Genomic DNA, 13,718 nt, shown 5'->3' with positions numbered 1-13,718 from the left:
TACTTACTGGGCTTAAACTCTTATTAATCGTCAAGTACTGTGATTCAGCAGTGCTTTAAGTTTGCCTGGTTTTACTGGCTTACTCAGGTAATGAATATTTTCGGCTTTGGTGGTTTGTTTTAGCTCGGTGTCACGCACAGCGGTAATTAAAATAGCCGGAATATCGCTTTGCCAAATCTCGCGTAGCGCTTTAATTAAAGTAATCCCATCCCAATCATTACCTAATTGATAGTCCATTAAAATAACATCAGGTGCTCTCTGTTCTTTTGCATAAGTTAACACCGCGTCTACTTTATCGAATAGGGTGTAATTTGCCTGCCAGCGCTTCAGTAGGCTGGCCATGGCGGCAAGGTTTTCAGGATCGTCGTCAACGGCAATAATATTTATCGCGGCGCGGTTGTCGACTATATTTTGACTGCTTTGTTTTTGCTGTACTAATTGCGCATCACCATAAGGCACTTCAATGCTAAATCGGCTGCCTTTATTAGGTAATGAAACCACATCAATCGGCAGGCTCAATAAATCAGCCATACGTTTAACCACCCCTAAACCTAAGCCAACGCCTTTATTATCGCCCGCTTCAATTCGGTAAAAGTCGTTAAATATTTTTGCTTGTTCAATATCGCTAATGCCAGGGCCGGTATCCCATACTTCAATCCGTAAACTGTGTTTTCTGTTTCTACAAGCAATTAATACACGGCCATTTTCGGTGTATTTAATCGCATTAGACAGCAAGTTTTGTAGTATTCGGCGCAAGTAAGTAATGTCGCTGTGTACTATTTGTTTATTTGAACGCACTTTAAATGAAAGTCCTTTATCGCTCGATAAAATCGCATATTCGCTTTTAAGGGGATCTAAAATATCATCAATGCAAAAGTGACGAGGATTTGGGGTCATCGCCCCTTGCTCTAGCTTGGCAATTTCTAATAAAGCCGACATTAAATGCACGGTGGAATCGAGGCTATCACCTAGCTTATTAAAGTTATTTTTATTGGTGCTATCTAACTGAGTTTCATCAATGGCGGCGAGATATAATCGTGCCGCATTGAGCGGCTGTAAAATATCATGGCTAGCCAGTGCTAAAAAGCGAGTTTTACTATCATTCGCTTGCTCAGCTTCGCGCTTGGCTAAAGTAAGTGCTTGCTCTGTTTGTACGCGACTATCGATTTGTGCTTGCAGGTTACTATTAATGGTTTGCACCTCTTGGGTACGCGCTTCAATACGGTTTTCTAAGTCCATATTGATTTCTTCGAGCGCATTTTGCGTACTAATATGATTGGTAATATCAGAAAAGCTTGTTACAAACCCCCCATCAGGCAGTGGGTTGCCTATCATTTCGTAAACTTGGCCATTACGACGATGGCGAATAAAGTGATGTGAACTGCCATTTTTTAAATGCTGAACACGCTTATCAACATGGCGCTCGATTTCACCGGGGCCGCATTCACCGCGCTCTGCGTTATAACGGATTATTTCTTCAATGGGCTGGCCAACTTGTAAAAAACCTTCAGGGTAATTAAACATTTCGCTGTAGCGCTTATTCCAAGCAACGAGGTTAAGATCTTTATCTACAACAGAGAGTCCGTGGCTTAAGTTTTCTAGTGAAGTAAATAATAAGTTTTGATTAAACTGCAGTGCCTGTGTGGTTTCATCAAAAAAGTTTACCACTTCTTCAAACGCCATGCGTTTCCCAGATGATACTGTATGAATAAGTGCTTGCGCAGAGGAAGCACCCAATACACCAGTTAGTGCGCGTTCGCAGTAGGCAATAAAATCAGCGCGAGGGTGTGCATTGTTGTCGTTTAAATCGTGATGGAGTGCGTAATGCGATAAAATTTGTTGGCTACGTTGAATGCCTAAAAAGGTTTGTAGCAAAATTTTAAAGTCGTATACCGTGGCTTTTACGTTTTTATTTAAGCGACGAGATAAAATGGCCTGATCTTTGGGATTAACAAATGCTGCCGCTTGAATTTTATCAATTAAGCGCTCTTCAGCTCCCAAGGAAAAGCTAATATAACAGCCAATATTAGCAAACAACGCAATTAAGGTGCCTCTAGTTATAAGCGTTTGCTGTAGCTCACTGTCTAGTGGGTTAGGGGCTTCTAAAATAGGTAGCATCAAAAATAGCACCCAACAAATGACTCCTGCGAGTAGCCCGGCATAAACGCCGTAAGCATGACCTTTTCGCCAATATAACCCACCCACAATAGCAGGCAATAATTGCGACACCAATGAGAAAGCCACTAACCCCATACTGGCCAGCGCACTGCCACTACCAAACCATTGCTGATAGAAGTAGGCTAAAATAAGCACCCCAGCAATGGTAAAGCGGCGCACCAATAAAATACGGGATTTATAGCTGCTGGTGATTAAATTACGTTTAAATTTACGACGCAACATTAAGGGTAGCCCCACGTCGTTGGAGATCATGGTGCTTAGCGTAAGCGTTGCAACAACAATCATGGCTGTGGCAGCAGAAAGCCCACCTATAAACACAAAGGTGGTTAAAAAAGCGTTATCGTGCAGCATAGGCAGTGCCAGTACAAAGCTGTCAGGTGATAAACTACGACCAATTTCTGGATGAATAGCAGCGGTGGCTATAGGTAAAATCATTGCAGCGGTCAATAACAAGTACAATGGAAAAGCCCAGCGAGCAGTAAATAAATGGCGCTTATCTTGGTTATCAACCACGGTGACATGAAATTGCCGTGGCAAACAAATAATAGCGGCCGCCGCCATCAGCGACTGACCTACAAAGTTAAAGCTAAAAAAGTCAAACTGCGCCCAATGCAGCCAAATTGACTCGGCGACTTGGCCAGAACTTTCTGCGGGTAAATTAAATAAGCTATATATTGCAAGCCCTGCTACAGCAGCCAGAGCAAACAGCTTTATTAGCGACTCAAACGCCACAGCAAGCATTAAGCCTGAGCGGTACTCGGTTACATCAACTTTGCGCGTACCAAAAAATATAGCAAATAGTGCCATCATTAAAGTGGCTGATAACGCCAAAATATCCCCAGATATTTGATTACTATTTTGCAAAAGTAAAAAGCTAGAACTAAGCGCTTTTAATTGTAATGCAATGTAAGGAATAGTGGCTAATAAGGCAATAATGGTCACCATAATAGCGGTGGTTTGGCGTTTGCCGTAACGCGCTGAAATAAAGTCGGCAATAGTGGTGATATTTTGTTTTTTACTCACTAATACCAGTTTACGTAAAAAGCCTTGGCCGAAAAAAAACAGTAAGGCGGGTCCTAATAAAATAGGCAAAAAGCTCCAACTACTAGTAGCAGCGGTGCCTACCGAGCCATAGTAAGTCCACGAAGTACAATAAATCCCCAATGCAAATGAATATACAAATGGATGATGACTAATGCGCTTGGCAAGTGGGGTGGTCTTATCACCCCAATTTGCCAGCCAAAACAGCACGCCTATGTAGCCAAAGGCAACAATGAGTAGTACAGCTGTCATGTTTATTTAACCTCGTAGAGTGTTTTTATAATTTGTCATAACTATACCCAAACTATTTCAAGATGCGAGCGCCAGTTGGAGTTTGCTTATTAACAATACCTAGCTGCAAATAAAGTAGGGGGTATACATTTTGTTTATGTTATCTATAAATAAAATAAAGCTATGATAATTAAGGGTTAATTTGTTTTTGTCTATTTAGTTAGACTAATGTCTTATTCCCACGGTTTGTTTTAATTTGGCTAAAAACTTGAGCAATAAAAATCTATTAAGCTACTGAAATTTAAGTGGTTCATGAGTTGTTTATTAATTGATCATGCGCAGTTTACGAAAACGTTAATATGTTGTTACGACTATTGTCGCAATTCAATATTTGAATTGCATTGCTAAATTGGTTAACGAATATAAAAAACCACCCATCACAATCGTGATGTTTAAAGGGGAAAATAAAAATGGCTTTTAAAAATGAAGAACAAGCAAAAGCTTATTGGGCAGAAAACATTTCATTACTGTTTAAATTATTAGCAGTATGGTTTGTGGTCTCTTTTGGCTTTGGCATATTACTGGTTGATGTACTTAATGAAGTACGTTTTTTTGGGTTTAAACTTGGCTTCTGGTTCGCCCAGCAAGGCGCGATTTATACCTTTGTGGCTTTGATTTTTGTGTACGTTTTCAAAATGAATACGTTAGATAAAAAATATGGCGTAGACGAATAGGAGCTAGTCAATGGATGTTCAAATACTCACATTTATAATTGTCGGTTTAAGCTTTGCGCTTTATATCGGTATTGCAATTTGGGCTCGTGCTGGGTCAACAAATGAATTCTACGTTGCTGGTGGCGGTGTACCTCCACTAGCCAATGGTATGGCAACTGCTGCGGATTGGATGAGTGCTGCGTCGTTCATTTCAATGGCGGGTATTATCTCGTTTGCGGGTTACGACGGAAGTGTTTACTTAATGGGGTGGACCGGTGGTTATGTACTACTGGCTATGTGTTTAGCGCCTTACTTACGTAAATTCGGCAAGTTTACCGTGCCAGATTTTATCGGTGACCGTTACTACTCACGTACTGCGCGTTTAGTGGCTATTTTATGTGCCATCTTTATTTGTTTTACTTACATTGCGGGTCAAATGCGCGGTGTTGGTGTAGTGTTCTCTCGTTTCTTAGAAGTTGAAATTGAAACCGGTGTGTACATCGGTATGATCATTGTTTTCTTCTATGCCGTACTTGGTGGCATGAAAGGTATTACTTACACGCAAGTTGCGCAGTACTGTGTACTAGTGTTTGCTTATTTAGTACCGGCTATTTTCATCTCTATGATGGCAACAGGTCACTTTTTCCCACAAACTGGTTTTGGTGCCACGCTAAGTGATGGCTCTGGAATGTATGTATTGGATAAACTTGACGGTTTAAGTGCTGAGCTTGGTTTTGGCCAATACACTGAAGGTTCTAAGAGCATGATTGATGTATTTGCAATCACAGGTGCTCTTATGGTGGGTACAGCCGGTTTACCACACGTAATTGTTCGCTTTTTCACTGTTCCTCGCGTAAAAGACACACGTATTTCAGCAGCGTGGACACTGGTGTTTATTGCTATTGTTTACACAACAGCACCCGCAGTAGCTTCGTTTGCCCGTGTAAACATGATTGACACAATAAATGGTAAAGACGGAAGTGGTACAGCGTATGCAGAGGCACCAGCTTGGATCAAAAACTGGGAACGCACAGGCCTAATCACCTTTAATGATAAAAATGGTGACGGCAAAATGTTCTACACATCAGGTAAAATCACTGACCCTAATAGCGCAAACGAAGTAAATGTTGACCGCGATATTATGGTACTAGCGAATCCTGAAATAGCCGACTTACCAGCCTGGGTTATTGCACTCGTTGCAGCAGGTGGTATTGCCGCGGCGCTATCGACTACAGCGGGCTTACTATTGGTTATTTCAACCTCAGTATCGCACGATTTACTTAAACGGACACTCAAACCGGATATAACCGACAAGCAAGAATTACTTGCAGCGAGGTTGGCAGCGATGATTGCTATTGTAATATCCGCTTACTTTGGGATTAACCCGCCAGGATTTGTGGCCTCAGTTGTTGCCTTTGCCTTCGGCTTAGCGGCGGCGAGCTTCTTCCCTGCAATTATTATGGGTATTTTCTCTAAATCAATGAATAAACATGGTGCAATTGCAGGCATGGTAACGGGTATCACCTTTACTGCTGCATACATCATCTACTTCAAGTTTGTGAGTCCAGAGCTTAATAGCCCAGAAAATTGGTTCTTAGGTATTTCACCTGAAGGGATTGGTTTAGTAGGCATGATCATTAACTTTGCAGTAGCTGCAGGTGTTATGAAAATGACTCAACCGACACCAGTTGAAATTCAAGAAATGGTTGAAGGTATTCGTAATCCTAAAGGGTCTAGTGAAGCGCATGCTCACTAATCCATATATCTAATGATATAACCCATCAAAGCCCGACTTAAGTCGGGCTTTTTATTTGTTTAAATAATGACTACATTAAATAATCGCTATATTAAATAACCATATTTCAGGTTAAGTCGCTTTTTTATTGAGGATGATTTATGAGTAGTGAGCAACAGGAAGTCGCGCAGTTTATTAACAAACAAGCACCATTTTCAATGTTACAGGACAGCGCCTGCAGTTATTTTGTTAACCATCTCGATAGTATTTATTTGACCCGAGAAAACCAAACGCAATGGCTTAACAGTGAACAGCCTAAATTATTTTTAATTCGTTCCGGGTTATACGATTTAGTGGATGCTCAAGGCGATACGGTAACGCGTTTAACTCAAGGTGATTACTTTGGTTACCCTTCGTTACTGACGGGAGATTCAATACAAAACAGTTTAGAAGTACAAAAAGAGGGCATTGTCTATATGCTCGACCAAACGGATTTTGATTACTTACGTCGAGAATATAAAGCATTCGAGCAATACTTTGTTCGTGCTCATGCTAATCGATTGCTGTCATCACATTATAAAAGTAATAACGATAGTTGGTCTGAGCGTAAAATATCAGAGATCATGACTCGCAAAGCGATTACGCTGCCCCCCGATGCCAGCATCCGTCATAGTGCTAAAAAAATGCAAGAGCATAGGATTTCATCAATGATGATCACCGAAAATTCGCATCTTGTTGGGGTAGTTACAGATCGGGATTTACGTAACCGAGTGCTTGCTGATGAAGTGGATCCCGCGCAAGCTATCAATAGTATTATGACCAATAAGCCTAAGTTTATATTTGAAAATAACCGCGTATTTTCAGCGCTGCACTTAATGCTTAAGCATAATATTCATCATTTACCTGTGCTTGACGAAAATCATAAACCGCTAGGAATGATCACCAGTACAGACTTACTACGCCAACAAAAAAGCGACCCAGTGCAGCTAATTGGTCGTATTTACAAGGCCCATAATGTGGCTGATTTAAAACGTTACGCGAAAGAAATTCCTGACTTATTAAAAGGTTTTTCAAATAATATTGATGATATTTCGCTGATCGGAAAGTTACTCAGTGGTTTAACCGATGCGTTGACCTCGCGGCTAATTTTTTTATTTCAACAACACCATGGCGCGGCGCCAACCAGTTTTAGTTTTATTTGTTTTGGCTCTCAAGCGCGCGAAGAGCAAACACTGCATTCAGATCAAGATAATGGCTTGTTATTACCTGATGGTCTAAACGATGAGCAGCACGCATATTTTAAACAGATGGGCGAATTTGTTTGTGAAAACTTAGTTGAGTGCGGCATTCGTCGTTGCCCTGGTAACATTATGGCCAGCAGTGATGCATGTCGAATGAGTGTTAGTGATTGGCGGGCGAAGTTTTTAAAGTGGATCACCAGTCCCACACCTCAGGCAATGCTCAACTGTAAAATCTTTTTTGATCTGCGCTTTATTGAAGGCTCAACTACGCTTTATAGCCAGTTTTGTGAAGAGTTGACCCATATTTCTCGCAATGATCTTTTTTATGCGGCAATGGCCAGCGATGTTAACGCTAACAGTGCGCCGATTGGTTTATTCAATAACTTTAAAACCGAAAAAACAGAGCAACACCATAAGTACATCGATCTTAAAAAGCGTGGGGTGGTGATCATTAACGATCTAGCGCGACTTTATGCATTAAAAGTAGGCATTCGCCGTGCTAACACCCAAGAGAGGTTGGATGCTTTATTAAAGTATTCACTATTAAGCAAAGAAGATATTTATAATTTAAAAGATTGTTGGCGATTTTTAACTCAGCTTCGGCTGCGCACGCAAATAAACGAAGAAGGGTTACCTAGTAATTGCATTAACCCAGACAAACTCAATTCGTTAGAACGTCATCAGCTTAAAGAAGCGTTTTACTTAGTAAAGCAAGCGCAGCAAGGCGCGGCGTTTAAATTTGCGCGTGGGAGTTTGTAACAATAATGGTTAAGCAGCTTATTACGCGGTACTTAAAGCGTCGCCATTTGCTTGCGCAAAGTGCTTTAAAGCAACGTTATTTAGTGATTGATTTGGAATTAACAGGGCTTGATCCTAAACAACATGAAATTGTCTCGGTTGCTTGGGTACTGATTGATAATCAATGTATCAAGAATAGTCAATCGCAGCATATCGTTAATAAAGAGGTTAAAAGTCTAGAGCAAAGCCCTGTTTTTCACGGCATTAGTACTGACTCGGTGGCACAAGGGCAAAGCCTACAGAGTATTTTAATGTCTTTAAGTGCTCACTTTAGTGACTGCATTTTAGTATTTCATAATGCCATGCTCGACTGGGGCTTTTTAAAGTTAGCACTAAAAAATGCAGGGATCATCCAGCGGCCTAAGCTGATCATCGATACCTTACAAATAGAAAAAAAGCGCTTACTGCAACACGCAAGCGATATCAAATTAGATGATTTAACCTTAAATGAATGCCGTAATCGCTACGATTTACCAAGCTATCATTGTCATCACGCGCTTACCGATGCACAAGCCACTGCTGAATTGTTATTAGCCCAATGCCATCAAATAAGCGCCGGTAAAGAACTTAAAGTAGGCGATCTAACGTAGGTTGGGCAGAGCGAAGCGAAACCCAACTATAAAATGCCTTATTGTTGAACAGCGAAGTTTAATGATAGGCAGTTTACTTTTTATTTTCATGGTGTGATTATAGAAATATATTAAATTCACGTAAGGAGTTGTGAAATGACAGCAGTAGAAGAAGTAGTTGCACAAAAAAGAAATACACTTAAAACAGATCGCTTAGATATGTCATTCGGTGAATTAATGAATATGTTTGAAGATGAAGAGCTTTACATTACACCTGAGTATCAAAGAGTATTTAGGTGGTCTGACTTCCAACAAACAAGATTTATAGAATCTGTTCTACTAGGAATTCCTATCCCACCTATTTTTGTGGCAGAGGATGATGATGGAAAATGGGAAGTTGTTGACGGACTTCAGCGAATTTCAACTATTTTCTCCTTTTTCGGATTATTAGAAAGCTTGCCAGAAAAAAATAATTCAACCTTGACTGAAGGTGAAATGGTCCGAGAGCTCGAAGGTATTACGATTAACACATTACCCATAAAGTTAAAGACAACAATAAAGCGATCTGTTTGTCGTGTGGAAATAGTTAAATGGGATAGTCAAGAAGATATAAGGTATGAGTTATTTAATAGGTTAAACACTGGTGCTAGTCCGCTTTCGGAACAGGAAATTAGAAATTGTATTTTCCGAGCATACTCTGTCGATTTGAATCAAATATTGCGTGATATTGCGGATTATCCAGTTTTTCAAGATTTTATAAGTCCTACAGAGACTAAAAAAGAGCAAATGTTTCTAGAAGAGTTAGTTCTTAGGTTTTTTGCTTTTAAAAATCTAGATCAAGAATTTAGAACGACAGTGCCGCAGTTCTTAACTGAATTTATGAGAGATGTATCTAAAGGTGAGATCGAGTTTGATTTAATTAGAGAAAAAGAATCTTTTATAGAGTTAATAACTATATTAAATGAGAAATATGGTAGAACACTTTTTAGGCCTAAAGGTAATTTTTCTTTACATATATTTGATTCAATCGCTTATGCGTTACCGAAAGTATTGACTGATTATTCTGCGAATAAAGAAAAGATGTTCGAGCTAATAGATATTCTATTAGAAGATAGCCAATATAACAGTATTGGGACTAGTACGTTCTCTAATAAACGTATAAAAAATAGAATGAACAGAGCCCTGGAGATATTTACAGGTGCATAGAGTTATTGAAGAGATTAACGATAGTAATGCATGGCGTGATGGGGAGTTTGCTAAGTTTAAAGTCAACGCTTTAGAGGTTGAAGATGGTTTGTGGTTTCGAATGTGTGTTCCTATGATTTATGCTCATTGGGAGGGCTATGTTTCGAGCTCTTTAAAAATATTGATTGATCATCTAAATAAATTAAATTTAACACCTTCTGATATCCCGTCTAAGTTAGTCGTAATTGGTTTGGGCGATACTTATAAAACACTGAGTGGGAAACAGTCATTTGAGCAACGCATTAAGTTCACTAATACTTTTAAAGAATTATTTGAAAAAGTAATTAAATTTAATAAAAAAGTTGATACTAAATCTAACCTCAGAAGCAGTGTTCTTGAGGAGCTATGCACTATGTTTGATTTTGATTATAGTAAATTCAAGGATTGCACTAGTGTGATCGACAGGCTTGTTAACGTTCGAAACAGTATTGCTCATGGGGAAAATTCATATGTTTTAACCGCTGATAACATTCAGCTATACATTGATAATGTAAATACAGCAATGGACTTATTTCTAAATGAAATCAATAATTTTTTATCAGAAGAAAAATATTTACTAAATAAAAATATATAATTTGAAAAAGATCATTACTTAAAGTATTCACGCATATGGGATCTGTTTAGGTGTTTTAGTAATAATATTTATATATTAATAGTTTATAAGCTTTAGTGTGCACCTAATCATTAAGTGCACACTAAGGCCACTTCAAGGAACGAATATGAAATTCATCACCGCTATTTTTATTACCTTATTCCCTCTTATTACTTTTGCTAATTCAAGCGTGCCAACTAATCGTCATATTTCTGTACATGGCACAGCTGAGGTATTAGTTGAGCCAGATATGGCTCAAATTATATTTGAAGTAAAAAGCATTGAAGAGACATTACTCGAGGCTAAACGTGACCTTGATGGCCGAGTTAGCGTGTTACTTGAAGAATTAGATAAGTATGATTTTGGCCAAGGCGATGTTCATATATCGGGTTTAAAAAGCAAGGTATACACTAAGGTTGGTACAGAATCTGGGGTTGCTTTAAGCGATAATTATTTAGCTCTGAAAACAGTTAAAGTCACATTGAAAGATATTAAAAAAGTCGATGAATTTATTGATTTTGCTCAACGCTTACAAATAGACAATATAAAAAAAATTAATGGTTTATCCTCCAAGGCCACGCAGTTAGAGGCAGAGGCAACACAACTAGCAATAGATAACGCAAAAGCGAAGGGAAATAAGCTCGCTCAGTCTTTTGGTGCTGAACTTGGCAACGTTTATAGTATTAGTGCAAATTCCAGTAGCTCAGATTACGACGCGAGCGGTGTTAAGCACATTGTTTTATCTAGCCACAGAAATAGCATGGCTGCTAGAAATAACGAGAACCCATTTACGCAGCAGCAATATTTAGGTGCAAGAATAAGCGTTAAAGCATCTATAAACGTGGTGTTTGATTTAAAACTAAAATAGCAAATACCGCAAATACCTATTAGCTAAGCTAAAAGTAAAAGCGATTGCGTGTTGATTATGGCGTTAATTTAAAGTTTCTAATGCTTGGCTCTTATAATCACAGGCAAGGTCGATTACAATACCGCCATCTAAAAGGCGACGCTGCCTTTCTCTGTACGTAACTAGAGTGGATTTTATATTTCATGGCAATCAAACTTGCAATTAATGGTTTTGGTCGTATTGGTCGAAATATTGTCCGTGCACTATACGAATCAGGCTTAAGCGACGAGATCAAAATTGTTGCAATTAACGAACTAGCCGACCCTGAAGCTATTGCCCATTTATTAAAATACGACACCTCTCATGGTCGTTTCACTTTTCCAGTTAAACTAGGTGAAGACACTATCAGCGTTGCTGATGACACCATTGCATTATTTTGTGAAGAAAATCCAGTTGAATTACCGTGGCAAACGCTAGATGTTGACGTGGTACTTGAATGTACTGGCGTGTACCACTCACGTGAGCATGCACAGTCACATATTGCCGCAGGTGCTAAAAAAGTGTTGTTTTCGCATCCTGCTGATAATGATGTAGATGCCACCATTGTGTATGGCATAAACGACGATGAGTTGAAAAACGAGCATACTATTGTCTCTAATGGTTCGTGTACCACCAACTGCGTTGTTCCTGTTATTAAAGTACTCGATGATGCCTTTGGTATTGAGTCTGGCGCTATTACAACTATTCATGCGTCAATGAACGATCAGCAAGTGATTGATGCGTATCACCATGATTTACGCCGAACTCGTGCCGCCAGCCAATCTATTATTCCGGTAGACACAAAATTAGCCCGTGGTATCGACCGTATTTTACCTAAATTTAAAGGCCGCTTTGAGGCTATTGCCGTTCGTGTACCGACTATTAATGTGACCGCCATGGATTTAAGTGTCACGGTAAATACCGATGTAGATTTAAGTGCGGTTAATAGTGCGCTTAAAGCACAAGCTAAAGATAGGCTTGAGGGTATTTTAAGTTACACCGAAGAGCCGCTGGTATCGGTTGATTTTAACCACGATCCCCATTCTTGTATTATTGATGGCACACAGACACGTGTTAGTCATAAACGGCTGATAAAATTACTAGTTTGGTGTGATAATGAGTGGGGGTTTGCGAATCGCATGCTTGATACCGCTCGTGCTATGATGGCATTTAAGTAATATTTAAAACGTATTTATTGGTTCAGTATCGTTAACTAAGGAGATGTTCATGTCGGTCATAAAAATGGCAGATTTAGATTTAAACGGCAAGCGTGTATTAATTCGTGAAGATTTAAATGTACCCGTTAAAGCAGGTAAAGTGACGTCAGACGCACGTATTCGTGCTGCACTACCTACTATCAAACTTGCGCTAGAAAAAGGTGCAAAAGTGATGGTTATGTCACACCTAGGCCGTCCTACGGAAGGGCAATACGAAGACGAATTTTCATTAGCACCCGTTGTTGATTACTTAAATAATGCACTTGAGCAAACTGTTCGCCTAGAAAAAGATTACTTAAACGGCGTTGATGTTGCAGATAACGAAGTAGTTGTTTTTGAAAACGTACGTTTTAACAAAGGCGAGAAAAAAGACGACGAAGCCTTATCAAAGCAACTAGCTGCATTATGTGATGTTTACGTAATGGATGCCTTTGGTACTGCGCATCGCGCACAAGCGTCAACCCATGGTGTGGGTCTGTTTGCTGATGTAGCGTGTGCCGGTCCATTATTATCGGCTGAACTAGACGCCTTAGGCAAAGCACTTGATAACCCAGCCCGTCCGTTAGTGGCGATTGTGGGTGGTTCTAAAGTATCAACTAAATTAACCGTACTTGATTCGTTATCTAAAATTGTTGATCAGCTTGTTACCGGCGGTGGTATTGCCAATACCTTTATTGCAGCTGCTGGTCATCCTGTAGGTAAGTCGCTTTATGAGGCTGATTTAATGGATGAAGCAAATCGTTTATGCGCTGCAGCGAAAGCCAACGATGGCGAAATACCGGTACCGACAGATGTTGTTGTGGGTAATGAGTTTTCAGAGTCAGCTGTAGCCACACTTAAAGATGTAAGTGAAGTCACCAGCGACGATATGATTTTTGATATTGGCCCTGATACCGCAAATCAACTTGCAAAAATTATTGCTAATGCGGGCACTGTTGTATGGAATGGCCCAGTGGGTGTGTTTGAGTTTGATCAATTTGGTAATGGTACTCGTGCTATTGCAAAAGCGATTGCGGATTCAAACGCATTTTCTATTGCTGGTGGTGGTGACACCCTAGCGGCAATTGATAAGTATGGCATTAGTGATAAAGTATCGTATATCTCTACAGGTGGTGGTGCGTTCTTAGAGTTTTTAGAAGGCAAAAAACTACCTGCAGTTGCAATGCTAGAATCACGCGCTAAATAATACCTAGGGTATTAGCTAGCCGTAAAGCAGATGTGCTAATTCCACATCTGCTACAATTAACGAGTAAATACCTCTCACTTTTATTT

Annotated in this window: 10 protein-coding genes; 9 read left to right on the top strand and 1 reads right to left on the bottom strand. The window is 39.7% G+C overall.

Annotated features, from left to right (window positions below; genetic code table 11):
- Window positions 1-30 precede the first annotated feature (30 nt).
- Entirely contained in the window at window positions 31-3,471 is a 3,441-nt protein-coding gene (locus ACNSN3_RS11855) for a PAS-domain containing protein (protein ID WP_418607468.1), read from the bottom strand.
- A 449-nt stretch (window positions 3,472-3,920) separates the two neighbouring features.
- On the opposite strand from ACNSN3_RS11855, the gene ACNSN3_RS11850 reads away from it, so the two are divergent.
- The 9 genes from ACNSN3_RS11850 (at window position 3,921) to ACNSN3_RS11810 (ending at window position 13,632) form a co-directional block, all read left to right on the top strand.
- Window positions 3,921-4,184, top strand: a complete 264-nt coding sequence (locus ACNSN3_RS11850; RefSeq protein ID WP_008464847.1) for a DUF4212 domain-containing protein — start codon at window positions 3,921-3,923, stop codon at window positions 4,182-4,184.
- Window positions 4,185-4,194: 10 nt separating this feature from the next.
- Window positions 4,195-5,919 (top strand): sodium:solute symporter family protein, encoded by a 1,725-nt coding sequence (locus tag ACNSN3_RS11845; RefSeq protein ID WP_010387613.1) that lies wholly within the window; start codon window positions 4,195-4,197, stop codon window positions 5,917-5,919.
- Between the two features lie 140 nt (window positions 5,920-6,059).
- Entirely contained in the window at window positions 6,060-7,898 is a 1,839-nt protein-coding gene (locus ACNSN3_RS11840) for a DUF294 nucleotidyltransferase-like domain-containing protein (protein ID WP_418607466.1), read from the top strand.
- Between the two features lie 5 nt (window positions 7,899-7,903).
- Window positions 7,904-8,527, top strand: a complete 624-nt coding sequence (locus tag ACNSN3_RS11835; protein WP_418607464.1) for an exonuclease domain-containing protein — start codon at window positions 7,904-7,906, stop codon at window positions 8,525-8,527.
- 135 nt (window positions 8,528-8,662) lie between these two features.
- Entirely contained in the window at window positions 8,663-9,712 is a 1,050-nt protein-coding gene (locus tag ACNSN3_RS11830) for a DUF262 domain-containing protein (RefSeq protein WP_418607462.1), read from the top strand.
- Window positions 9,705-10,325, top strand: coding sequence for an MAE_28990/MAE_18760 family HEPN-like nuclease (locus ACNSN3_RS11825; RefSeq protein ID WP_418607460.1), 621 nt, complete (start codon window positions 9,705-9,707; stop codon window positions 10,323-10,325). The genes ACNSN3_RS11830 and ACNSN3_RS11825 overlap by 8 nt, the downstream gene beginning before the upstream one ends.
- Before the next feature lie 145 nt (window positions 10,326-10,470).
- Window positions 10,471-11,211 (top strand): SIMPL domain-containing protein, encoded by a 741-nt coding sequence (locus ACNSN3_RS11820; protein ID WP_418607459.1) that lies wholly within the window; start codon window positions 10,471-10,473, stop codon window positions 11,209-11,211.
- A gap of 182 nt (window positions 11,212-11,393) precedes the next feature.
- Complete coding sequence (epd, locus tag ACNSN3_RS11815) at window positions 11,394-12,407, top strand: erythrose-4-phosphate dehydrogenase (RefSeq protein ID WP_109874182.1); 1,014 nt, start codon at window positions 11,394-11,396, stop codon at window positions 12,405-12,407.
- 49 nt (window positions 12,408-12,456) lie between these two features.
- Window positions 12,457-13,632 (top strand): phosphoglycerate kinase, encoded by a 1,176-nt coding sequence (locus tag ACNSN3_RS11810; protein ID WP_418607457.1) that lies wholly within the window; start codon window positions 12,457-12,459, stop codon window positions 13,630-13,632.
- Window positions 13,633-13,718 lie beyond the last annotated feature (86 nt).

The organism is Pseudoalteromonas sp. US3C1004, from assembly GCF_048401065.1.
Lineage (GTDB): Bacteria > Pseudomonadota > Gammaproteobacteria > Enterobacterales > Alteromonadaceae > Pseudoalteromonas > Pseudoalteromonas undina.
The sequence above is the reverse complement of the archived record's forward strand: the minus strand, read 5'-3'. Positions and strand labels throughout refer to the sequence as shown.